The organism is Clostridium caldaquaticum (genome assembly GCF_023806125.1).
Taxonomy (GTDB): domain Bacteria; phylum Bacillota; class Clostridia; order Clostridiales; family Clostridiaceae; genus Clostridium_AT; species Clostridium_AT caldaquaticum.
The window spans coordinates 1-24,002 of sequence record NZ_JAMSKT010000021.1 but is presented as its reverse complement, the minus strand read 5'-3'; the positions used below and the strand labels follow the sequence as shown (position 1 = coordinate 24,002).

The following is a 24,002-nucleotide window of genomic DNA, read 5'->3' as shown; positions in this document are numbered from 1 at the left end:
ACTGTAGAAAAATATAGATTGGGTATTTACCTATTAAATATATACCTGTATCTTAACATTCTACAGAGACTATATATATTTGAAAGTTTGAAAGGAGTTTTTAAAATGAAAATGCATGTAGACATTGTTGATGTAGTTGCAAGACAAATTCTTGATTCAAGATGTTTCCCAACTGTTGAGGTAGAAGTAACACTTGAAGATGGAACAATAGGAAGAGCTGCTGTACCATCAGGAGCATCAACAGGAATTTATGAAGCTGTTGAATTAAGAGATGGAGATAAGGAAAAATATAATGGTAAGGGAGTTCTTAAGGCTGTTGAAAATGTAAATAACGTTATAGCACCAGAACTAATAGGAATGAATGTATTTGATCAAGTAGCAATTGATAAAGCTATGATAGCTCTTGATGGAACAAATAATAAATCAAAACTTGGAGCTAATGCTATGCTTGGAGTATCACTTGCTGTAGCTCATGCTGCTGCAAATTACCTTGGACTTCCTTTATATCAATACATAGGTGGAGTTAATGCTAAAGTACTACCAGTTCCAATGATGAATATTATCAACGGTGGAAAGCATGCTGACAACAATGTTGACCTTCAAGAATTCATGATAATGCCAGCAGGTGCACCATCTTTCAGTGAGGCACTAAGAATGTGTGCTGAAGTTTACCATGCACTAAAAGCTAATTTAAAAGCCAAAGGATATGAAACAGGAGTAGGAGATGAAGGAGGATTCGCTCCAAATCTTAAGTCAAACGAAGAAGCTATTCAAGTTATAGTTGAAGCAATAGAAAAAGCTGGATATACTCCAGGAAAAGAAATATTTATAGCACTTGACCCAGCATCATCAGAAATATTTGAAAATGGAAAGTATAATCTAAAAGGAGAAGGAAAAGTTCTTACTCCAGCTGAAATGGTTGACTACTATGTAAATCTTGTTAATAAATACCCAATAATATCTATAGAAGATGGTATGGCAGAAGAAGATTGGGAAGGTTGGAAACTTATTACTGGAAAACTTGGTAATAAAGTACAATTAGTTGGTGATGACTTATTTGTAACTAATACTCAAAGACTTGAAATGGGTATTCAAAGAGGTACTGCTAATTCAATACTAATAAAGCTTAACCAAATCGGAACATTAACAGAAACTCTTAATGCTATAGAAATGGCACAAAGAGCAGGATATACTGCAGTAGTTTCCCATAGATCTGGAGAAACTGAAGATACTACAATTGCAGATTTAGTTGTTGCAGTTAATGCAGGACAAATCAAAACTGGTGCACCTGCAAGAAGCGAAAGAGTTGCTAAATACAACCAACTTCTAAGAATTGAAGAAGAATTAGGAGATATGGCTGAGTATAGAGGACTTAAAGCTTTCTATAATATAAAGAAATAGTTAAATAAAAAATGTGAGGGGTTAGACCCTCACATTTTTTATTTAGCACATATTAAACTTGAAACCATTACATTTTACAAATTCAATTTTTTTCCACATAACCGTAGATGCTGATTAATAAATTTTTGTCAATGTATTTGTTTTCAAATGTAGATTGATATCAAAAACTAAAATAATTATTAAAAAAATGCAAGAATTATATTGAAAAAATTCATTTTCTCTATATAATTAATATTATATAAATAGATAGGGGGTAATTGCATGAGTTATACTTTAGGTTTCCCGGAAAAACAAGGGCTTTATTCACCTGAATATGAAAAAGGCAGCTGTGGTGTAGGAGCTGTAGTGAATATAAAAGGAGAAAAAAGTCATAACATTATAAAAAAAGGACTACAAGTTTTAGTAAATTTAGTTCATAGAGGAGCAGTTGGTTCAGATCCTAATACTGGAGATGGAGCAGGTATTTTAGTTCAGCTTCCTGATGAATTCTTTAGAATTCAATGTGACAGTATAGGAATTAATCTGCCTTCTAAAGATAAATATGCTGTAGGGATGATTTTCCTGCCTAAAGAACCAGCTTATAGAATAAGCTGTGAGGGTATTTTAGAAAGAATTGTTGAAGAAGAAGGACAAAAGGTACTTGGATGGAGAGATGTGCCTGTTGATAACAGAGTCATTGGGGAACAGGCAAAAAGCACAGAACCTACTATAAGACAAATTTTTATTGAAAGTACTTGTGAAAATCAAGAGGTTTTTGAGAGAAAGCTATATATAATAAGAAAAAGAACAGAAAATGAGGTAAGAACTCGTGTAAAAAGAGGTTCTGAGTACTTTTATGTATGCAGTCTTTCCAGCAGAACAATAGTATATAAAGGTTTATTTCAAGCTCATCAAATTAAAGGATATTATATAGATTTAGACGATATTAATTTTAAAAGTGCAATTGCCTTAGTGCATCAAAGATATAGTACAAATACCTTCCCAAACTGGCAATTGGCTCAGCCATTTAGATACTTAGCACACAACGGAGAAATTAATACTATAAGAGGTAACAGAAACTGGATGAATGCAAGAGAAGGAGTTTTAAAATCTAAAACTTTTGGCAGTGAAATTAAAAAACTCTTTCCTATTTTAGATCCAAATGGCAGTGACTCTGCGTCCTTAGATAATGTTTTAGAACTTTTAGAGAAGGATGGAAGAAATATCACCCATGCTATGATGATGTTAATACCTGAAGCATGGCAGGGAAAACATGATTTAGAAGAGTATAAAAAAGCTTTTTATCAGTATCATGGTTCACTAATAGAGCCTTGGGATGGACCAGCAGCTGTAATGTTCAGCGATGGAGTAAGAGTAGGTGCAACTTTAGATAGAAACGGATTAAGACCTTTAAGATATGTTATTACAAAAAATGGACTTGCAGTAATAGCATCCGAAGCAGGAGTGTTAGATTTTAACCCTGAAGAAATATCTGAAAAGGGAAAACTTAAGCCTGGAAGAATGTTTTTAATTGACACAAATCAAGGCAGAATTATTGAGGATGCAGAACTAAAGAAAGATATATGTTCAACTGTAGACTATGTAAATATTGTGAAAAAAGCAAAAGTCAGATTAAATGATATTGAGGTTTCAGAAGAAGATAAAGATGTAGAGTCTCATTCACTTAAGGAAAAGCAGGTTGCCTTTGGTTACAGTCTTGAAGATGTTAATACTATAATAAAAACTATGGCAGTACAAGGTAAGGAACCTGTAGGTTCAATGGGAAATGATGCACCATTAGCTGTGCTTTCAAATAAAAATCAGATTTTATTTTCTTATTTTAAACAGCTATTTGCACAGGTTACTAATCCTCCTATTGATCCAATTCGTGAATCTATAGTAATGTCATTAGCTAACTATATAGGAACTCAAGAAAATATATTAAATCATGACGGAGAAGAAAGTGCTTTTATTGAAATTGAAAAGCCAATACTTACAGATACAGAAATAAATAAATTAAAAGGATTAAGAAATAAAAGTTTCAGAACAGTTACTGTGTCTACAACATTTAAATATGATACAGGAGTAGAAGGCTTTAAAAAAGCAATCGATGAGTTGTGTGCAAGAGCTTACAGAAGAGTAGAGCAAGGATATAATATTTTAATATTAAGCGATAAAAATATAAGTGCTGATGAGGCTGCTATATCTAGCTTGCTTGCAGTATCAGCAGTGCATCATTACCTTATAAGAAAGAAAGCAAGAACTAAGGTTTCTTTAATTGTAGAAACGGGAGAAGCTAGAGAAACAACTCATTTTGCGTTATTATTGGGTTATGGTGCTACAGCTATAAATCCTTATCTTGTTTTTGAAACTATTGATGCTTTAGCTAAAGAAAATGGATTGGGAAATTTAGATAGTGAAAAAGCAAAATACAATTATCTGAAGGCAATAAATGAAGGATTGCTAAAAATATTATCTAAAATGGGAATATGTACACTTCAAAGCTATCAAGGAGCACAAATATTTGAGGCTTTAGGTTTAGGGCAAGAGTTAATTGATAAATACTTTACTGGAACACCTTCTAGAATAGGCGGTATAGGCTTGGAAGTTTTAGCAGAAGAAACACTTGAAAGACATAAGAAAGCTTTTAATAGTGTTAGAAAGCCGGTATCAGATTTAGATGTAGGAGGTCAATATTCCTGGAGAAAAGGCGGAGAATTCCATCTATTTAATCCTGATACTATTTCAAAGTTACAAATAGCTGCAAGAACAGGAGATTATAATAAATATAAAGAGTACGCATCCCTTATTAACAATCAGGAAGATAACTTAGCTACAATAAGGGGAATGTTTAATTTAAAATACAGCAATCCTATTCCTATTGAGGAAGTAGAACCTGTAAGCGAAATTGTTAAGCGTTTTTGTACTGGAGCTATGTCCTTCGGTTCTATTAGCAAGGAAGCTCATGAAACTATTGCAATTGCAATGAATAGGCTTGGAGGTAAAAGCAATTCTGGAGAAGGCGGAGAAGATTTTACAAGGTACAATAAGGATGCTAATGGAGATAATAGAAGAAGTGCTATAAAACAAGTGGCTTCTGCAAGGTTTGGAGTTACTACAGAGTATTTAGTAAATGCAGAGGAACTTCAAATAAAAATTGCTCAGGGAGCAAAGCCGGGAGAAGGAGGTCAGCTTCCTGGAGGTAAGGTAGATGTAGAAATAGCAAGAGTGAGACATTCCATACCAGGAATAGACCTAATATCACCACCGCCGCACCATGATATATATTCTATTGAAGACTTAGCGCAGCTTATCTTTGATTTAAAGAGCGTTAATCCTTCTGCTAGAATAAGCGTAAAGCTGGTATCAGAAGTAGGTGTTGGAACTATCGCAGCTGGTGTTGCAAAAGCTCACGCAGATGTTATTTTAATAAGCGGTTATGATGGCGGTACAGGAGCTTCACCTATATCTTCTATCAAGCATACAGGTATTCCATGGGAACTTGGTCTTTCTGAAACTCACCAAGTACTGCTTTTAAATAATCTTAGAAGCAGAGTTAGAATTCAAACTGACGGACAGTTAAAAACAGGAAGAGATGTAGCTATAGCAGCACTTCTTGGTGCGGAAGAATTTGGTTTTGCTACAAGCATACTAGTAGTTTTAGGCTGTACTATGCTTAGAAAATGTCATAGCAATACATGTGATATGGGTATAGCAACTCAGGATCCAGAGTTAAGGAAAAACTTTAAGGGTAAGCCAGAGTATGTAATAAACTTCTTAACTTTTATTGCACAAGAAGTTAGAGAAATAATGGCAGGTTTAGGTTTCAGAACTATTAATGAAATGATAGGAAGAACTGATAAAATTGAAGTTAAGACTAATATAGAAAATAAAAAAGCTAAATTATTGAAACTTAATGATACAGTGTTATATAAACCAGACGTTCCAAAGAGAATTAAATCCTATTGTGTTATGTCTCAAGATCATGGTTTACAAACTTCTTTAGATTTTAGACTTATTCAATTATCCAAAAATGTGCTTGAGGGTAATGAAAAGAATAAAATAAGTGCAAATTTTGAAATAAGAAATACACATAGATCTGTTGGTGCTATGTTAAGCGGTGAAATAGCTAAAATATATGGTCATGACGGTCTTCCAGAAGATACTTTGACATTCAGATTCAAAGGCTCTGCTGGTCAAAGCTTTGGTGTATTTGGTATTAAGGGATTAACCTTAATACTTGAAGGTGAGGCAAATGACTACGTTGGAAAGGGCTTGTCAGGAGCAAAAATAATTCTAAAAGCTCCAGAAGGAATTTCCTATGAGCAGCACAAAAACTTTATAGCAGGAAACACTATACTTTATGGAGCTACTAGTGGTAAATTGTTTATAAACGGTCTTGTAGGAGAGCGTTTTGCAGTGAGAAACAGTGGTGCTACTGCAGTAGTTGAAGGTGTTGGCGATCATGGCTGCGAGTATATGACAGGCGGAACAGCAGTTATTTTAGGAAGTGTAGGCAGAAACTTCGCAGCAGGAATGAGCGGAGGAATAGCTTATGTGCTGGATGAAAACTCTAATCTAGAAGAAAGATGCAATAAGGAAATGGTTGAAATTGAAGCACTTCCAAAAGAGGATGCTGATAAAGTATACAGCCTGATAGTAGAACATTTTGAAAATACTAACAGTAAAAGAGCAGAGGAAATTATTAAAAATTGGGATAAGTATATAGAAAAATTCAAACGAGTAATTCCTACTGCTTATAAGAAAATATTAAATGAGCTTAAAGAGACTGAAGCTGCAGTTGGAAAGGTAGGTGCTTGATTTTGGGTAAGTTAACAGGTTTTAAAGATTATGAAAGAGAAAATCCTCCAAAAAGACCAATAGAAGAGAGAACAAAGGATTATAAGGAAATAGTTGGTCAACTAAGTGAAGATAAACTTAAAACTCAAGCAGCTAGGTGCATGAACTGTGGAGTTCCGTTTTGTAATTGGGCTTGTCCGGTTGCAAATTTAATTCCAGACTTTAATGATATGGTATATAAATCTGAATGGGAGAAGGCTTATAAAAAGCTTTCTCTTACAAGTAATTTTCCAGAGTTTACAGGCAGAATCTGTCCTGCACTTTGTGAAGGTTCCTGCACCTTAGGAGTTAACAGAGAGGCAGTAACTGTAAAACAAATAGAGCTTGCTATAATTGAGACGGCTTTTGAAAATGGATGGGTAAAACCAAATCAGCCGAAGGTTTTAACTGGTAAAAAAGTTGCTGTTGTAGGTTCAGGACCAGCAGGGCTTGCTGCTGCTGATTTGTTGAATTCTTTTGGACATTCAGTTACTGTATTTGAGAAAGATAATAAGCCTGGCGGAATTTTACGCTACGGAATTCCAGATTTTAAGCTTGAAAAACAGGTTATAGACAGAAGAGTAAAGCTTATGGAAGAGGCAGGAGTGGTATTTAAAGTTAATACTTATATAGGAAAGGATTATTCTGCTTTGGATTTGGAAAAGGAATTTGATGCAGTTTTATTAACCGGTGGTGTTTCTGTAGGAAGAGACTTACAGGTAGAAGGACGAGAGCTTGAAGGTGTACATTTTGCTATGGAGTTTTTAACAGAGCAAAATAAATGTAATGCAGGTGAAATTAAGAATACAGAAATTAATGCAAAGAATAAAACTGTAGTAGTTATTGGGGGAGGAGATACAGGTGCAGACTGCATTGGTACAGCTATAAGGCAGGGGGCAAAAGAAGTCATTCAATATGAAATTCTGCCAAAGCCACCTGTTGAAAGAGATGCAACAATGCCTTGGCCAATGTATCCTCAAACTTTAAAGGTATCTACTTCTCATGAAGAGGGATGCACTAGAGAGTGGTGTGTATCTACTAAGAAGCTGACAGGTACTAATGGAAAAGTATCAAAAATCCATGGCGTTAAAGTAGAGTGGGAAAAGAAGGACGGCAGGTTTGTAATGAAGGAGCTTGAAGGTACAGAATTTGAGCAGAAAGCAGATTTAGTAATACTTGCTATGGGATTTTTGGGACCACAGCATGAAGGAATGTTGAAAGAGTTTGGACTTGTTCTTGATGCAAGAGGCAACGTACAAACAGATAAAAATTATATGAGTTCAAGAAAAGGTGTATTTGCTGCAGGAGACATGAGAACAGGTCAATCTTTGGTAGTAAGAGCAATAAATGACGGAAGACAGGTAGCACAGTGTGTTGATGAATATTTGATGAATGATTAAAAGGGGCGCTTTTTTGCGCCCCTTTTGAAACACTAATAAGATTGTAATATTAGTTTTATTGTGATAGAATATCAATGTATAATTTTATGGGAGGTATATTGATATGAGAATTGCACTAATAGTTGCACTTGTAATAATTTCAATGGTATTAATAGTTTCAGTATTGTTGCAGCCAAGCAAAACTAGTGGCTTATCTGGATTTATAGGTGGAGGAAGTACAGATACATATTACAGCAAAAATAAAGCTAGAACTTATGAAGCTGTTATGGCAAGATTAACTGTTATATGTTCTATTTTATTTGCCGCAGTTGTAATTGCGTTAAATTTAGTAGAATAGTAAAACTGCTAGAGTATGGTCTGTGAGGCCGTACTTTTTTATTTTATTATAAAATCAAGATAAACGTCAAAATAGGATAACTCTAAGAATATAATTTCAATAAATAGGAAAAATAAGAAAAAGTAATAATGTATTGAGAATGGAGATGTTACATTGAATATAAGAGAAGCTGTTGTAGAATTTATGAGAGAGAAGGCTTATAAGCCTATGTCAGTATATGAATTAGCTTATGCTTTTAATATTAGTAAAGATGAATTTATGATGTTTCAGGATACTATAGATGATATGGAGAAGGACGGTGAAATAATTAAAACTAGAACAAACCATTATGGTGTTCCCGAAAGAATGGGATTGGTGGTAGGAAAGCTGCAGGGACATCAGAAGGGTTATGGATTTGTTATTCCAGAAATAAATGAACCAGATGTTTTTATTTCTATAGCTAATATGGCTGGTGCAATGCACGGTGATAAGGTAATAGCAAAGATAACCAAAGAAGAACAGGGAGGAAAGAGAAGAGAAGGGGAAATAATCAGAATTCTTAAAAGAGGAAGCAAAACGATAATAGGTACTTATGAAGATAGTAAAAATTTTGGTTTTGTAGTAGCTGATGATAAAAGAATATACCAAGATATTTTTATACCTAAAAGTGAAAGGAACGGTGCTAAGACAGGTCAAATAGTAATTGTAGAGATAACAAGCTGGCCTGAAAAGAGGAGAAACCCGGAAGGAAGAATAGTAGAAGTACTTGGAAACAAAGGAGACAGAGGTATAGATATCCTAACTATAATTAAAAAGCATGGATTGCCTGAAGAGTTTCCTTCTAAAGTTGAAAGATATGCTGAAAATATACCTGATGAAATACCAGAGGAAGAATATACAAGACGTGAGGATTTAAGAAATCTTCAGATGGTAACTATAGACGGAGAAGATGCAAAGGATTTGGATGATGCTGTATCTATAGAAAGACTGTCAAATGGTAACTTTAGACTAGGGGTTCATATTGCCGATGTATCTCATTATGTAAGAGAAAAAAATCCGTTAGATAGAGAAGCTCTTAAAAGAGGTACTTCAGTATACTTAATAGACAGGGTTATTCCTATGCTTCCTAAAAAGCTGTCAAATGGAATATGCAGCTTAAATCCAAAGGTAGATAGATTAGCATTAAGCTGTTTTATGGAAATTGATAGAAGCGGAAAGGTTTTAGATCATAAAATCGTTGAAAGCGTAATAAAAACAAACGAGAGAATGACATATACTGATGTAACAATGATTTTAAGGGATAAAGATGAAGATTTGATAAAAAGATATGAGTATCTGTATGATGATTTCAAGGCTATGGAGGAGCTTTGCAATATACTTCATAAAAAAAGAATGGGCAGAGGTGCTATAGACTTTGAGTTTGAAGAAAGTAAAATAATTTTAAATGAAAAAGGTAAACCTATAGAAATAAAACCTTATGAAAGAGAAATTGCCAATAGAATAATTGAAGAATTTATGCTTGTTTGCAATGAAACAATAGCTGAGCACATGTTTTGGGCTAATATACCTTTTGTTTACAGAATTCATGAAGATCCAGACGAAGAAAAATTAAATATATTTCATGAATTTGTGCACAATTTAGGTTATGCTGTAAAGTGGACTAAAGATGTACATCCTAAATCACTGCAGGAGATAATTGAAAAAATTAAAGGTAAAAAAGAAGAAACAGTTGTAAGCACTCTTCTCCTTCGCTCCTTAAAGCAGGCAAGATATGCTCCAGAGTGTGTAGGCCATTTTGGCTTGGCTGCAAAGTATTATTGCCACTTTACTTCTCCAATTAGAAGATATCCAGACCTTATTATTCATAGAATTATAAAAGAATATATAAATGGTCAAATTGATGAAAATAGGATTAATAGATTAAATAAAGAAGTAGAATATGCCTCGAAGCAATCTTCAGAAATGGAAAGAGTAGCTCAGGAGGCTGAAAGAGAAGTAGATGATCTTAAAAAAGCTGAATATATGGCTGATAGAATTGGTGAAGTTTTTGATGGTATAATATCTTCTGTAACCGGCTTTGGTGTGTTTGTAGAGCTGCCTAATACTATTGAAGGCTTGATACATATAAGTGATTTTGATGATGACTATTATATATTTGATGAAAAAAAATTAAGTCTTATAGGTGAGAAAACTAAGAAGATATACAGGCTTGGAGATGAGGCTAAAGTTAAAGTATCAAAGGTAGATATAGACTTAAGAGAAATATATTTTGAGCTGGTTGAGGAAGAGGAAGATAAAGAGGAAACTGATGAAAAAATTAATTTTTAAAATCATTAAATTTATTTGACAACAGCAGTGAAAAATTGATAAAATATTAACATAGTAGAACTTCAAATATATAAAGAGCATTCTTCATATATTTGATAAATGCATATATTACCTAACAGAAAAGAGAATTCTAATCTGAAAGGAAAGAAATATACATATTGGCCTTGCTTTATTTCATAGGCTGTAGTTTTATGTAAATTTAGCTTTCCTTTTGGAAAGCTTTTTTATTTTAAAACTATAGGTTGTATGGGGAGGATGAAGGTAATACATGAAAAAGATTGCTGTAATAAGTGCAATTTTAGAAGAACCTAAACTATGTCAAAAAGAGTTTAATGAAGTTGTTTCTAGTTTTAAAGGAATAGTAAAGGGTAGAATGGGAATTCCTTTTGAAGAGGAAGGTATTGCAGTTATTAGCATAACAGTACTTGGAGAACTAAATGATATAAACAGTTTAACTGGTAAGTTAGGTAATATTAACCATGTTTTAGTGAAAACGGCTATATCAAAAAAGGAGATTCAAGGATGAAATTCATTATTGATAAACTTTATTTAGAGCACAACTTATCGGAAGAGGAACTTCTTGAGCTTCTTAATAACTTAAATGATGAGGATAAGAATTATTTAATAGAAAAAGCTCATGAAACAAGAATGAATACTTACGGAGATAAAGTATTTATGAGAGGTCTTATTGAGTTTACTAACTACTGTAAAAGAAACTGCAAATACTGTGGTATTAGAGCAGCAAACAAACTTGCCGATAGATACAGACTTACACAGGATGAAATTTTAGAAGCCTGCAGTGAAGGTTATAAACTAGGCTATAGAACCTTTGTGCTTCAAGGTGGAGAAGACGATTACTTTACAGATGAGAAAATAGTTCAAATAGTCAAGGCTATTAAAAATAGATATTCAGACACTGCAATAACCCTTTCTATAGGTGAAAAAAGTTATGATTCTTATAAGAGGTTTTATGAAGCAGGGGCAGACAGATATCTTTTAAGACACGAAACTGCCTCAAGGGAGCTTTATGAAAAGCTTCATCCTGGAATGAGTTTTGATAACAGGATTAGATGTCTATTTGATTTAAAAGCTATTGGCTATCAGGTAGGGGCAGGCTTTATGATAGGACTGCCTGGACAGACAAATGAAGATTATGTTAAAGACTTAGTATTTTTAAAGAGATTAGAACCTCATATGGTTGGTATTGGACCATTTATTCCTCATAAGGATACTCCATTAGGTAAGGAAAAAGGAGGAACACTTGAAAAAACTATTATAATGCTTGCTATAATAAGGCTTTTGCTGCCTAAGGTACTGCTGCCAGCTACTACAGCTTTAGGAAGCATTGATCCAATAGGAAGAGAAAAAGGAATTAAGGCAGGAGCTAATGTAGTGATGCCTAATTTGTCGCCAACGAGTGTAAGAAAAAAATATGCATTGTATGATGGCAAGATTTGCACAGGTGATGAAGCGGCTGAATGCAGAATGTGCATAGAAGGAAGAATTAAAAAAGCAGGATTTTCTGTTGATATGTCAAGAGGAGATTATAAAGATTGGGGGAAATTTTAATATGTTTATTAATCATGAGTATATTGAAGGCTTGTTAAAGGAAACTAAAAATAGTACGAAAGAAGAAGTTAAAGCTATATTAGAAAAAGCAAGAGAAAGAAAAGGGCTTTCGCACAGGGATATAGCAGTTCTTCTTCATCTAGAGGATGAGGAATTGCTTAAGGAGATGTTTTCTATAGCAGGGGAAATAAAAGAATCTATTTACGGAAATAGAATAGTTGTATTTGCACCATTATACGTTAGCAATTATTGTGTAAATAACTGTATTTATTGCGGCTATAAAAGAGATAATAAATTTCCTAGGAAAAAGCTTACTATGGAGCAAATACAGGAAGAAGTTAAAATTTTAGAAAAAATGGGACATAAAAGATTAGCACTAGAGGCAGGAGAGGATCCTGTAAACTGTAATATTGATTATATTGTTGAGGCTTTAGGAGCTATTTACAGTACACAAGTTGATACAGGAAGTATAAGAAGAGTTAATGTTAATATTGCTGCAACTACAGTTGAGGATTATAAAAAACTCAAGGAGGCGAAGATAGGCACATATATTTTGTTTCAAGAAACCTATCATAAGCCAACTTATGAAAAAATGCATCCAAAGAGTATAAAAGGTGATTATGAATATCATCTTACTGCTTTTGACAGGGCAATGGAAGCTGGTATAGATGATGTTGGTGCAGGAGTTTTGTTTGGGCTGGCTGATCCTAAATTTGAAGTTTTGGCACTTATGCTGCACAACGAGCACCTGGAAGAAAAATTTGGGGTAGGTTTTCACACAATATCTTTCCCAAGGCTTAAAAAAGCTGAGGGTATGAACCTGAATGAGTTCCCATATTTAATTGATGATGAAACCTTTAAAAGAATAGTTGCTGTTACTCGTATTGCAGTACCTTTTACCGGCATCATTATGTCTACTAGAGAAAGTGCAGAGATGAGAAGAGAGCTTATTAAGTATGGGGTATCTCAAATAAGCGCAGGTTCTTCTACAGGCGTTGGGGGATATAAGGAAAGAGAGCAAAATAAAAGTGTAGATCAATTTGACATATCAGATCATAGAAGCCCCTTGGAAATATTAAAAGAGCTGATTGATGATAAGCATTTGCCAAGCTACTGTACAGCCTGTTACAGAAGTGGAAGGACTGGGGACAGATTTATGAGACTTGCTAAATCAGGGCAAATTCAGAATGTCTGTGGACCTAATGCTATGATGACTCTTATGGAGTACGTAATGGATTATGGAGATGAAGAATTATATAAAAAAGCAGAAGAATTGATAAAAAGTGAAGCTGAAAAAATAGTTAGAGAAGATATTAAAAAGCTTGTATTAGATAATATTGAGAGAATTAAAGCTGGAGAAAGAGATTTATTTATTTAGAATTTACAAAAAATACCAGAGTGTGCTCTGGTATTTTTTGTGTTGTATTATTCTTCTTCATCCCAAATCATTTTTGCTAATGGAAAAGGTTCAAGGGCTCTGTCTAAAATACCATGAACATAAGCAATTAAAATTCCATAGTTAACTATAGGTACATCATACTCCTTGGCATCGTTTATTCTTGAGATCATAGCATTTCTATTTAACATGCAGCCGCCGCAGTGTACTATAAGCGCATATTTTTTAACATCCTCAGTAAAAGTTACCCCTGAGGAAAACTCAAAATCTACTTGCTTTCCAGTAATTTGTCTTATCCATCTAGGTATTTTAACTCTGCCTATATCATCAGCCTGTCTATGATGAGTACAGCCCTCTGATATTAGAATTTTATCTCCATCCTTTAACTTTTCTAAAGCTTTGACACCTCTAATGAGTTCTACCAAGTCACCTTTATATCTTGCAAATAGTATTGAAAATGAGGTCATTAGAACATCTTTTGGAGTATCTGCTGCTACTTTAAGAAAAACCTGAGAATCTGTAATAACTAATTTTGGCTTTTTAGAAAGACCTTCTAAGGTTTCCTTCAATTCGTATTCCTTAGTAACTATGGAAATGGCATCACTTTCCAATATATCTCTTATAGTCTGCTGTTGGGGAAGTATTAATCTTCCCTTTGGTGCAGCTTTGTCAATAGGAGTAACTAACACAACAAAATCACCAGGGCTAAGAAGGTCTCCAACAATTTTGAATTTATCTTCGTCTTCAGGTAATATAGAAACTATTTTATTTTTAAGTTCTTTTATACCTTGCTTTGTAACTGCAGATACAGTTACTACCGGTATATTTAGTTTCTTCTCAAGAGATTGTATTTCTTCATATTTTATTTCAGCTTTATCAATCTTATTCAAAACACATAGAAGAGGAATTTTCTTTTCTTTTATTTGTTCTATAATAAATTTATCATAATCTGTGATTCCAACAGACATATCTATTACTACAAGAGCAATATCTGTTTTACTTAATACTTCTAGACTTTTTTTCTTTCTAAGTTCTCCAAGTTCTCCTGCATCATCAAGCCCAGCAGTATCAATTATAACGCAGGGGCCAATGGGCAATATTTCTATAGACTTATATACAGGATCAGTAGTGGTTCCCTTTATATCTGATACTATGGCTATTTCCTGATCTGTTATTGCATTTATAATACTTGATTTACCAGCATTTCTCCTTCCGAATAATGCAATATGAACTCTTTCACCTCGTGGTGTTTCATTTAAACTCATTAGAATTCCTCCTTTAAATGATGGGGTGCATATAAAGTTATGCTTCACCTGAAATTTACTTTTTACCAGGTATGCCTGGCTTTGTTAATTCATATGGACTCAATATTTTATCTATCATTTCTTTAGTTAGTATATTCTCTTCATAAAGAATTTCTCTTATAGTCTTTCCTTCAGATAATGATTTCTTTGCAATAATGCTGGCAGCGTCATATCCAATGTGATGTACAAGAGCTGTTACAAGTGCAGTAGATTTTTCAAGATTTTCTCTGCATCTTGTTTCATTGACAGTTATTCCTTGTATACATTTTTCTTTAAAAATAATAACACCTTTATTTAATAATTCTAAAGACTCAAGAAGACTTTCAGCTATAAGAGGAGTGAAGGCATTTAACTCAAGCTGGCCCATGGAGCTTGCCATAGTAATTGCACTGTCATTTGCAATTACTTTTATACTAATTTGGGCTACCATTTCAGGTATTACAGGATTTACTTTGCCTGGCATTATAGTTGAACCAGCCTGCATTTGCGGCAGATTAAGTTCTCCGATTCCACCCTTTGGACCTGAACTTAAAAGCCTTAAGTCATTAGAGATTTTTAAAAGGTTAACACTGCAGGATTTTAATAGGCCTGAAACTTCTACGAACACATCGCAATTTTGAGTAATGTCCATAGGAAAATCTGATCTTGCAATACCAAGCCTGGTTAAGTCCTGAATTACATCTGTAAGCATATATATAAATTTATTTGTTGCATTCAACCCTGTTCCTATGGCAGTTCCGCCAATATTAACTTGTCTAAGTCTCTCTTCTACTTTGTATATTCTCCATCTGTCTCTTTCAATGGCTTTGGCATAGGCACCAAAACTCTGTCCAACCATCATAGGAAGTGCATCCATAAGCTGAGTTCTGCCTAATTTTATTATGTGGGAAAATTCATTTTCTTTTACCTGAAGAGCTTCCTGCAAATCCGCAAGAGAATTACTTAAAATTCTTATAAGACGAATAGCAGCAATTCTTAAAGCTGTTGGATATACATCGTTTGTTGACTGAGACATATTAACATCATTAAGCGGATGTATAATATTATACTCGCCTTTTTTTCCTCCAAGTATTTCAATTGCTCTATTTGCAATTACTTCATTCACATTCATATTAGTAGAAGTTCCTGCACCGCCTTGAAGTGCACTAATCTTGAATTCATCATCAAAGTTACCCTCTAGAACTTCTTCGCTAGCCTTTATTATTGCATCAGCTTTTTCTTCTGGAAGTTTTTTTAAACTTTTATTTACAATAGCAGCAGCTTTTTTAATAAGAGCAATTTCTTTAATTAAATTTAAATTGACAAACTTGCCTTTTAAATCAAAATTTTCAATAGCTCTTACAGTATTTATACCAAAATAATTTGAATCATCAATATATTTTTCACCTAATAAATCTTTCTCTATTCTAAAGTCCACTTTAATCAATCCTTTACCCTTTTATCTATAGGGAACAACAAGTACAAGTTAATACTTGAAACTGGTTCTCCCAATAAATCTCTAAATAATTATAGCATTATAATTTTATTAAAGCTATATTGTTATTGAAGTTATGATGAAATGCAATGTTGACTTGTACTACTTGAATGTAATATAATAAATTACTATAAATATTTAAAAAGTTGGTGGTTTTATGGCAAAGGATAAGAGCAATAAAACTCTTGCAGAAAATAGAAAAGCAAGACATGACTATTTTATAGAAGAAGTTTATGAAGCGGGAATTGAGCTTGTAGGGACTGAGGTTAAATCAATAAGGGGCGGAAAAGCGAATTTAAAGGATAGCTATGCTGAAGTAAAAAATGGAGAGGTTATAGTTAGAAATATGCACGTAAGTCCTTATGAAAAAGGAAATATTTTCAATAAAGATCCATTAAGAGACAGAAGGCTTCTCCTTCATAAAGGGGAAATAATGAAACTTGCAGGTTATATAGCACAAAAAGGCTATACATTAATACCATTATCGCTTTACTTGAAAAACGGAAGAGTAAAAGTAGCTCTTGGAGTAGCAAAAGGTAAGCATAATTATGATAAGAGAGAAGATATGCTGGAAAGAGCTGCTAAGAGAGATATTGATAGACAAATGAAAGAAAAATATAGATATTAAAAAAATAAAAATAACTGTTGATTTTTATCTATTATTAGTATAATATATAGCTGTGGGTTACACGAACGTTTTTTAAAAAAAATAAAAAAATATTCACTTCGTATATGCTTGATGATATGGTTCAGGCGTTTCTACCAGGTTGCCGTAAATTACCTGACTACGAATGTGTAATTGCTTTTTAATTTTATTTATATAAATATAAAGTAATTATGCATTCCTGGACAGGTAGTGTTCAGGAATTTTGTTTTTTTAACATTATTTAGTAAGTTAAGTTAAATAATAAATTTTTTAAAGGAGGAACTTAATTATGAATAAAATTGTAAAATTATTTGTTACTACAATTGCAGCAGCTTCATTAGTATTAACTGGATGCAGCACACAAAAAACAGAACCTGCATCAAGCAAAGAGGAAACTAAGCTTAAGGTAGGTTTTATATATGTAGGGCCTATAGGTGATGGGGGCTATACATATGCTCATGATCAAGGAAGACTTTATCTTGAAAATGAATTAAAGGGTAAGGTAGAAACCATTTATAAGGAATCTGTAAAAGAAGATAAGGCAGAAGTTCAAAAAGTAGTTGAAGACATGATAGAGCAAGGTGCTAAGGTTATTGTTGGTACAAGCTTTGGTTTTCAAGAAGGTCTTCTTGCAGCTGCTAATGAACATAAAGATATAAAGTTCTTACATTGTTCAGGCTATGAGATGGCAGATAATATGGGACAGTATTTTGGAAAAATTCATGAAATGATGTACTTAAACGGTATTGTAGCTGGACTAAAAACTAAAACAAATACACTAGGTTTTGTAGGTGCTTTCCCTATACCAGAAGTAATAAGAAATATTAATGCATTTACTTTAGGAGCTAAATCAGTTAATCCAAATATAAAAGTAAAAGTTACCTGGACAAATACTTGGTATGATCCAGCAAAAGAAAAAGATGCAGCTTTAGCACTTATTGATAGCGGTGCAGATGTAATTGCACAACACCAGGATACAGCAGGACCACAACAGGCAGCAGAAGCTAAGGGTGTATTTTCTATTGGTTATAATACAGATATGAGCAAGACAGCTCCAAAGGCTAATTTAACATCTGCAGTTTGGAATTGGGGACCATATTATGTAAAACAAGTTAAAGCTATTATGGATGGAACCTGGAAGTCAGAGAAGTACTGGGGATCATATGCAGATGGTGTAGTAGATCAAGCCCCATTAACTTCACTTGTACCAGAAGAAGCAAAGAATGCTGTTGAAAAAGCAAAAGCAGATATCAAGGATGGTAAACTTAAGATCTTTACTGGAGAAATTAAAGATCAAAAGGGTAATGTAAAAGTTGAAAAAGGAAATACATTATCAGATGATGAAGTTTGGAATATGAATTGGTTTGTAGAAGGTGTAGATGGAACTATACCAGCTAACTAAATTTAGTAATATTATAAAAGAATGAGAGAGAACTGAAGCTTAGGCTTCAGTTCCAATTTATATATGGAGGTAAAAATGAACAAGACCACTCCTTTAATAGTTCTAGAAAATATTCATAAAAGTTTTGGCAAGGTTACTGCCAGCAAAAATATAAATCTTTCTATTTATCCAGGAGAAATTCATGCTCTGCTTGGTGAAAACGGAGCAGGAAAAAGTACATTAATTAGTATTATTTCAGGTGTTTATACACCAGACAGCGGAACAATTAAATATAATAATAAGGAAGTTAGATTTACTTCACCAAAGGATGCCATAGAATGCGGTATAGGAACAATATATCAGCATTTTAAGCTTGTTGATGCAATGACAGCTAGAGAAAATATTATGCTGGGACAAAAGAAAAATTTATTTAGTAAAAAAGAAAAAATAGATAAAGACGTACAAAATCTTTGCGAAAAGTATGGACTAGCAATAGATTTAGATAAGTATGTTTCAGATATGTCTGTAGGTGAAAAACAAAATTTAGAGATATTAAAGGTTCTGTATAGAGGGGCAAAACTATTGATTTTAGATGAACCTACCACTGTATTTACTCCTCAGGAAACAGAAAAGCTCTTTAAAATAATGAGAAAAATGAAGGAGCAGGGCTGTGCCATTATTTTTATCTCTCATAAAATGGACGAGGTTATGGAAGTTTGTGATAAAATAACTATCCTTAGAAAAGGCGAAACAATAAAAACTGTACTTAAAGAAGAAACAAATGAAAATGAAATAATTGAAATGATGGTTGGAAGAGCTGTAGATTTATCAATAGAAAAGCTTAATACTAAAGTAGGTGCAGAACTTTTAGAAGTTAAAAATCTTACAGTTTTAAACGAAGAAGGTGCTGAGGCTGTCAAAGATGTTTCCTTCTCAATAAAAGAAGGAGAAGTTTTAGGTGTTGCAGGCATTGCTGGTTCTGGTCAAAAGGAGCTTTGCGAAGCTATAGCAGGTATAGCAAGTGCAAAGTCAGGAGCTATTATTTTTGATGGTGAAAATATAGAAGGTAAAAACCCTAGAGAGTTTATAAAAAGAGGTATAAGCATGAGTTTTATACCTGAAGACAGACTTGGTATGGGATTGGTAGCTTCTATGGATATGGTAGATAATCTTCTTTTAAAGTCTTATCATCTTCAAAAAGGGTTTATAATTGATAGAAAACCAGTAGCGGAAAAGGCGAAGGAACTTAAAAAATCCTTAGAAATTAAAACTCCTAGTATTAATTACCCAATTAAATATCTATCAGGTGGAAATATTCAAAAAATCCTGTTAGGTAGGGAATTAAGTTTAAAGCCTAGGCTTCTAGTGATGGCTTATCCTGTTAGAGGATTGGATATCAATACTTGTTTTACTGTATACAATTTAATAAATGAAGCTAAAAAAAGTGGTACTTCAGTTTTATTTATAGGAGAAGATTTAGATGTATTAATGCAGCTTTGCGATAGAATTATGGTACTTTGCGACGGAAAAGTAAGTGGAATAATAAATTCAGAGAATTCTACAAGAGAAAAGCTCGGACTTATGATGGTTGGTGTAAGTTAAGGAATGGAGGTATTGCTTTAATGAGGCTTATTAAAAGAGAAGAAATAAGTAAAATTAGTAGTATAAAGGTAAGAATTATTGCTATAATTCTGGCTTTAGCAGCTGCAGGCATATTTTTAGCCATTATGGGCTTTGATCCTATTAAGGTTTTTGCAGGTATGATAAAGGGTTCTTTTGGGTCATTTTATAGGAGTAAACAAACTATTATAAAAACAATTCCTTTAGTTATAACAGCCATAGGAATTTCTGTAGCTTTCAAAATGCAGTTTTGGAATATAGGAGGAGAAGGTCAGATTTTAATGGGAGCCTTTGGAGCTGCATTGGTTGGGTTAAATTTAAGTACACTTCCAAAACCTTTGCTTCTTATTCTGATGGCAGTATCAGCCGTAGTATTTGGTGCTCTTTGGGCAATGTTGTCAGGTGCTTTAAAGGTGTATTTAAATACTAATGAAACTATAACAACTTTGATGCTTAATTATATAGCATTGAAATTTATAACTTTTCTTCAGTATGATGCATGGAGAGATAAAAAGGCGATGAATTTCCCTAAAATAGCTAACTTTTCTAAAAATGCTATACTTCCTAAAGTTTTCGGTATACACGCAGGCTGGATAATTGCACTTATTATAGTAATAGTGTTCTATATAATAATGAAGAAAAGCAAGTTGGGTTATGAAATAGCGGTTCTTGGAGAAAGTAAGAATACTGCAAGGTATGCAGGAATTAATATTAATAAAACTATGCTTATAGCTATCTGCATAAGTGGGGCCTTATGTGGACTTGCTGGATTTATACAAGCTTCTGCAGTTTCGCAGACATTATCTATTGAAGTAACTGGCGGAGCAGGAAATACAGCTATCATCATAGCATGGCTTTCAAATCTAAGCTCTATTATTATTTTAATTGTGTCTTTACTTTTTGCAGGACTTGTAGAAGGGGGCTCTTATATACAAACAGCATTTGGAATTCCTAATGCTGCAGCTTATGTTATTCAAGCTTTAATATTATTTTTTGTACTAGGCAGTGAACTATTTATGAGGTATAAACTGACTTTAAGGAGGGTTCAGTAATGGATTTAGGGCTTTTTTTACATGCAGCAATAGTTGCTGGTACTCCGCTTCTACTTGCAACTTTAGGGGAAATATTAACAGAGAAAGCAGGACATTTAAACCTAGGAGTAGAAGGCATGATGCTTATTGGTGCAGTTTTAGGCTTTTTAATAGGACATAATACTGGAAATCCATTTGCTGCGTTAATTGCTGCTATGGCAGCAGGCGCCTTTGGAGCTTTAATTTATGCAGTATTAACTGTATCTTTAAGAGCAAATCAAGTAGTAACAGGACTTACTTTAACTATATTTGGTTCAGGACTTTCAAGTTTGCTTGGACAAAAGGTCGTAGGTCAATCTCTTCCTGAAAGTATAAAAAATTTCTTTATGCCGATAAAGCTGCCTTTGCTTGGAGATATACCTTTCTTTGGTGAAGTAATCTTTAAGCAGGATTTGTTTATTTATTTATCATATATAATAGTTATAGTAGTAGGTTTGTATATGTATAAAACTAATGCAGGTTTAAACCTTAAGGCTGTAGGTGAAAACCCAGCTGCAGCAGATGCTGTAAGCATAAATGTGAATTTGTATAAATATGTAAATATACTTCTAGGGGGAGCTCTAGCAGGTCTTGGAGGGGCATATTTATCCTTAGTTCATGTGCCAACCTGGCAGGAAAACATAACTGCAGGAAGAGGCTGGATAGCAGTAGCATTAGTTATTTTTGCAGCCTGGAATCCTTATAAAGCGATTTTAGGTTCATATCTCTTTGGAGGACTTGACATAATAGGCTTCAGAATCGAAAACAGCTTTATTTCACCTTATTTTTTAGGAATGCTTCCTTATTTAGTGACTATAGTTATTTTAGTTGTTTTATCTGTTAGAAAGTCAAAAAAGAACTCTTCGCCAAAATCTCTAGGATTAGCTTATTTTAGAGAAGAAAGATAAAAATGAATAGATATTGCAAAATATTTATTTATGGAATATAATAAACTAACCATGTAAGGTAAATAGTTCATTTTAGGGCAAAACTTGATTATATTGAACTAAAATAACTATTGATAATTTACTTTATATGCTGTATTATAAGTATTGTCGATAAGACATATGAATTTAATTTAGCATAAGTTTAAATTATAATTCATAATAATAAATCAGATACAGGTTATCTGATTATGACCTGGGGGCGTACTTGGTTTCGACGGGGGTACGGAGTATCTGGGAAGCGAGTGGAGGGAACCTGTGGACCCGCCTTAAAAAACTATGGGATTAAATATAAACGCTAAAAACGATAATTTAGCTTTAGCAGCTTAGTCTGCTAACGTCAGCCTAAGAGTACCGCGGCTTAGAGTCTGGCGTCGACAGCGGTGAAACGAGCCCTAGTAAGCTTTGCCTAGGGAACGGAATTTATGAAGCTACTGAAACTAGAAGCCAGTTCTTGGGCGTCTAGCAGAGGGAACAGGTTGGGGACAATACCTTCAGGTGTGTCGCCTAACCACTAATACAAGAACTGCACTCGGAGATGCTTAGGTATTTCTGCTTTCGGACAGGGGTTCGACTCCCCTCGCCTCCACCATATTTGAACTACGATTTTGATACAATAGATAGAAGCCTTGAGAAATCAGGGCTTTTTTGAATGAGCATATCACTATTTACTTGACAGGAAACAGTACATATTCATTTATAACTTATATAGGAATTTAAATAGTTGTCTAAAGATAATTAAAAGGATTAGTACTTAATTTATTATTTAGTAAATATGTATATAATGTAATTTTATTTTTATGGGGGATGACTTATGTCAGAGAGTATTAGAGGAATGACAGAAATAATATTTAATATAACTTATTTAATTTTAATATGGCTAATGGTTGTTAAGATGGAACTAAACAGAGAAAAATTAAAACACAATGATAGAAAAGTGGGCAGATATTTACTTTTAGCATTTTTTTTGCTTGCACAGAGACATATTTACAAAAGATGTGAGAGGGATACAGGATTCTATTGTAAAGGCAGCAACTTATTTATCAGAACTTGAAGATAAATAAACAGGCGTACAATATTTTGAGACCTATATGAGATACATATTTAGTTCATATAATGATATGACAAGAAATGATTTTGAAAAAATAGCAAAGGAGATAGAAAAAACATTTATTGAGGGGAGTGAGAATATCATGACATTAGCAGATATTTTTAGAAAAGAAGGGTTAGAAAAGGGATTAGAAGAGGGTTTAGAAAAGGGAAGAAAAGAAGGAAAAAAAGAGGTATTGACAAAATCAGTAATAAAACTTCTTACAAAAAAATTTGGGATATTACCTAATGAAATAAAAAATAAAATTGAAACTGTAGATGTTGCAGTTTTAGAGATAATAGTTGAGGATATATTAGAAATAGAAAGTATAGATGAAGTAATGAAATATTTCAAATGATAACTTTTTATTGAATCCTTCTCAGTTAAGTAGACAGCGAAAAAAGTAAAAATTCAACAGCCTGAAGCCTTGAGAAATCAGGGCTTTTTTGAAAAAGTTAAGTGGAATTTATGAAGTATGATAAATGGTGAATTAACCCTAAACTATGTGCTTTTTGTTGGAATTTGTTGTAAAATTATAGATGTTATTATGTTGAAAAATATGGTATAATATTACAAAATATAAAATAGAACAGATCATTTTACCGTATTATAGAAGGAGATGAGTTACTTTTTATTTATAATTTGGCTCAAAAATAATGTATAAAAAACAATGTCATATGGAGGAGGATGTATGATATCTTTTTTAGGCATTGCTCTTGTACTTTTAAGTATTACTATGGCTATTTTCCAGTCTAACAAAAGCAGAAAAATTGTCATATGGTTAATTTTTATTTCAATGTTTTTGCAGTTTTTTTCATATATATTATTTACAAAAACAATAAAAAGTGATGTCCCATACTTCTGGATATTTTCAGGTCTTATTATTGGTATAATTTCAGGATTTTTTATTAAATTTGAGTGTAAGGATAAAATTATTTATTGCAGAGAAAATAAATTCTTCATTATATCATATCTTATTTTACTTTTAATAAATCAAATTTTAGCAATTCTTTTTAAGGTATATATACCTGTAATGCTTTTTATTTCAGCTTTTACCGTTGGTATGCAGCTTGGATATAATTTAATAATAATGATGAAAGCAAAGAAGTTAAAAAAAGCATGTTTTTACTTTTTAATATTTTCATTTGCACTTTGCATATTAACTATCATTCCTTTCGCTGTGCTCAAGGCACAAAAATTTATGAAAATGTATATTCTGTACAAACTCTGTCAATAATATAGGCA

General features: G+C 33.1%; 18 protein-coding genes, 1 other RNA gene and 1 riboswitch. Of the genes, 17 read left to right on the top strand and 2 right to left on the bottom strand.

Features of this window, described 5'->3' with window-relative positions:
* Window positions 1-105: 105 nt before the first annotated feature.
* From eno to hydG, 8 genes are all read left to right on the top strand, one after another.
* A complete protein-coding gene (gene eno, locus M2651_RS12405; RefSeq protein ID WP_252132669.1) occupies window positions 106-1,401 on the top strand; it encodes a phosphopyruvate hydratase in 1,296 nt (431 codons plus the stop codon).
* Window positions 1,402-1,662: 261 nt separating this feature from the next.
* Window positions 1,663-6,201, top strand: a complete 4,539-nt coding sequence (gltB, locus tag M2651_RS12400) for a glutamate synthase large subunit (RefSeq protein ID WP_252132668.1) — start codon at window positions 1,663-1,665, stop codon at window positions 6,199-6,201.
* A 2-nt stretch (window positions 6,202-6,203) separates the two neighbouring features.
* A complete protein-coding gene (locus tag M2651_RS12395) occupies window positions 6,204-7,619 on the top strand; it encodes a glutamate synthase subunit beta (protein WP_252132667.1) in 1,416 nt (471 codons plus the stop codon).
* A 103-nt stretch (window positions 7,620-7,722) separates the two neighbouring features.
* Window positions 7,723-7,956 carry a preprotein translocase subunit SecG gene (secG, locus tag M2651_RS12390; protein WP_252132666.1) on the top strand — a complete coding sequence of 78 codons (234 nt, stop codon included), beginning with the start codon at window positions 7,723-7,725 and terminating at the stop codon, window positions 7,954-7,956.
* A gap of 153 nt (window positions 7,957-8,109) precedes the next feature.
* Window positions 8,110-10,263, top strand: coding sequence for a ribonuclease R (gene rnr / locus M2651_RS12385; RefSeq protein WP_252132665.1), 2,154 nt, complete (start codon window positions 8,110-8,112; stop codon window positions 10,261-10,263).
* A gap of 268 nt (window positions 10,264-10,531) precedes the next feature.
* Window positions 10,532-10,789 (top strand): TM1266 family iron-only hydrogenase system putative regulator, encoded by a 258-nt coding sequence (locus tag M2651_RS12380; protein WP_252132664.1) that lies wholly within the window; start codon window positions 10,532-10,534, stop codon window positions 10,787-10,789.
* On the top strand, window positions 10,786-11,832 hold the full coding sequence (gene hydE / locus M2651_RS12375) for a [FeFe] hydrogenase H-cluster radical SAM maturase HydE (RefSeq protein ID WP_252132663.1): 1,047 nt from the start codon (window positions 10,786-10,788) through the stop codon (window positions 11,830-11,832). Before M2651_RS12380 ends, hydE begins: the two co-directional genes overlap by 4 nt.
* 1 nt (window position 11,833) lies before the next feature.
* Window positions 11,834-13,210: a [FeFe] hydrogenase H-cluster radical SAM maturase HydG gene (gene hydG / locus M2651_RS12370; RefSeq protein WP_252132662.1), complete on the top strand. Its 1,377-nt coding sequence runs from the start codon at window positions 11,834-11,836 to the stop codon at window positions 13,208-13,210.
* A gap of 47 nt (window positions 13,211-13,257) precedes the next feature.
* Here the strand turns inward: hydG and hydF are convergent, their stop codons facing one another.
* Both hydF and M2651_RS12360 read right to left on the bottom strand, forming a co-directional pair.
* Window positions 13,258-14,493 (bottom strand): [FeFe] hydrogenase H-cluster maturation GTPase HydF, encoded by a 1,236-nt coding sequence (gene hydF, locus M2651_RS12365; RefSeq protein ID WP_252132661.1) that lies wholly within the window; start codon window positions 14,491-14,493, stop codon window positions 13,258-13,260.
* A gap of 55 nt (window positions 14,494-14,548) precedes the next feature.
* On the bottom strand, window positions 14,549-15,949 hold the full coding sequence (locus M2651_RS12360) for an aspartate ammonia-lyase (RefSeq protein WP_252132660.1): 1,401 nt from the start codon (window positions 15,947-15,949) through the stop codon (window positions 14,549-14,551).
* Window positions 15,950-16,163: 214 nt separating this feature from the next.
* On the opposite strand from M2651_RS12360, the gene smpB reads away from it, so the two are divergent.
* The 9 genes from smpB to M2651_RS12315 all read left to right on the top strand — a co-directional run bounded on the left by smpB (window position 16,164) and on the right by M2651_RS12315 (window position 23,994).
* Window positions 16,164-16,634 (top strand): SsrA-binding protein SmpB, encoded by a 471-nt coding sequence (gene smpB / locus M2651_RS12355; RefSeq protein ID WP_252132659.1) that lies wholly within the window; start codon window positions 16,164-16,166, stop codon window positions 16,632-16,634.
* Between the two features lie 78 nt (window positions 16,635-16,712).
* Window positions 16,713-16,814, top strand: a riboswitch (purine riboswitch).
* Between the two features lie 127 nt (window positions 16,815-16,941).
* Window positions 16,942-18,054 (top strand): BMP family ABC transporter substrate-binding protein, encoded by a 1,113-nt coding sequence (locus M2651_RS12350; RefSeq protein ID WP_252132658.1) that lies wholly within the window; start codon window positions 16,942-16,944, stop codon window positions 18,052-18,054.
* A gap of 75 nt (window positions 18,055-18,129) precedes the next feature.
* Complete coding sequence (locus tag M2651_RS12345) at window positions 18,130-19,635, top strand: ABC transporter ATP-binding protein (protein WP_252132657.1); 1,506 nt, start codon at window positions 18,130-18,132, stop codon at window positions 19,633-19,635.
* Between the two features lie 20 nt (window positions 19,636-19,655).
* Entirely contained in the window at window positions 19,656-20,705 is a 1,050-nt protein-coding gene (locus M2651_RS12340; RefSeq protein WP_252132656.1) for an ABC transporter permease, read from the top strand.
* The gene (locus tag M2651_RS12335) at window positions 20,705-21,631 is read left to right on the top strand and encodes an ABC transporter permease (protein WP_252132655.1); all 927 of its coding nucleotides are present in this window, start codon (window positions 20,705-20,707) and stop codon (window positions 21,629-21,631) included. Before M2651_RS12340 ends, M2651_RS12335 begins: the two co-directional genes overlap by 1 nt.
* Window positions 21,632-21,865: 234 nt before the next feature.
* Window positions 21,866-22,259: a transfer-messenger RNA gene (ssrA, locus tag M2651_RS12330) on the top strand.
* Window positions 22,260-22,481: 222 nt separating this feature from the next.
* Window positions 22,482-22,721 carry a hypothetical protein gene (locus tag M2651_RS12325; protein WP_252132654.1) on the top strand — a complete coding sequence of 80 codons (240 nt, stop codon included), beginning with the start codon at window positions 22,482-22,484 and terminating at the stop codon, window positions 22,719-22,721.
* 37 nt (window positions 22,722-22,758) lie between these two features.
* Window positions 22,759-23,115, top strand: a complete 357-nt coding sequence (locus M2651_RS12320; protein ID WP_252132653.1) for a DUF4351 domain-containing protein — start codon at window positions 22,759-22,761, stop codon at window positions 23,113-23,115.
* A gap of 333 nt (window positions 23,116-23,448) precedes the next feature.
* On the top strand, window positions 23,449-23,994 hold the full coding sequence (locus M2651_RS12315; RefSeq protein WP_252132652.1) for a hypothetical protein: 546 nt from the start codon (window positions 23,449-23,451) through the stop codon (window positions 23,992-23,994).
* Window positions 23,995-24,002 lie beyond the last annotated feature (8 nt).

Coding starts and splice junctions, on each gene's coding strand:
- eno (WP_252132669.1), top strand. CDS start 106: ATGAAAATGCATGTAGACATTGTTGATGTAGTTGCAAGACAAATTCTT.
- gltB (WP_252132668.1), top strand. CDS start 1,663: ATGAGTTATACTTTAGGTTTCCCGGAAAAACAAGGGCTTTATTCACCT.
- secG (WP_252132666.1), top strand. CDS start 7,723: ATGAGAATTGCACTAATAGTTGCACTTGTAATAATTTCAATGGTATTA.
- M2651_RS12380 (WP_252132664.1), top strand. CDS start 10,532: ATGAAAAAGATTGCTGTAATAAGTGCAATTTTAGAAGAACCTAAACTA.
- hydE (WP_252132663.1), top strand. CDS start 10,786: ATGAAATTCATTATTGATAAACTTTATTTAGAGCACAACTTATCGGAA.
- hydG (WP_252132662.1), top strand. CDS start 11,834: ATGTTTATTAATCATGAGTATATTGAAGGCTTGTTAAAGGAAACTAAA.
- hydF (WP_252132661.1), bottom strand. CDS start 14,493: ATGAGTTTAAATGAAACACCACGAGGTGAAAGAGTTCATATTGCATTA.
- smpB (WP_252132659.1), top strand. CDS start 16,164: ATGGCAAAGGATAAGAGCAATAAAACTCTTGCAGAAAATAGAAAAGCA.
- M2651_RS12350 (WP_252132658.1), top strand. CDS start 16,942: ATGAATAAAATTGTAAAATTATTTGTTACTACAATTGCAGCAGCTTCA.
- M2651_RS12345 (WP_252132657.1), top strand. CDS start 18,130: ATGAACAAGACCACTCCTTTAATAGTTCTAGAAAATATTCATAAAAGT.
- M2651_RS12340 (WP_252132656.1), top strand. CDS start 19,656: ATGAGGCTTATTAAAAGAGAAGAAATAAGTAAAATTAGTAGTATAAAG.
- M2651_RS12335 (WP_252132655.1), top strand. CDS start 20,705: ATGGATTTAGGGCTTTTTTTACATGCAGCAATAGTTGCTGGTACTCCG.
- M2651_RS12325 (WP_252132654.1), top strand. CDS start 22,482: ATGTCAGAGAGTATTAGAGGAATGACAGAAATAATATTTAATATAACT.
- M2651_RS12320 (WP_252132653.1), top strand. CDS start 22,759: ATGAGATACATATTTAGTTCATATAATGATATGACAAGAAATGATTTT.
- M2651_RS12315 (WP_252132652.1), top strand. CDS start 23,449: ATGATATCTTTTTTAGGCATTGCTCTTGTACTTTTAAGTATTACTATG.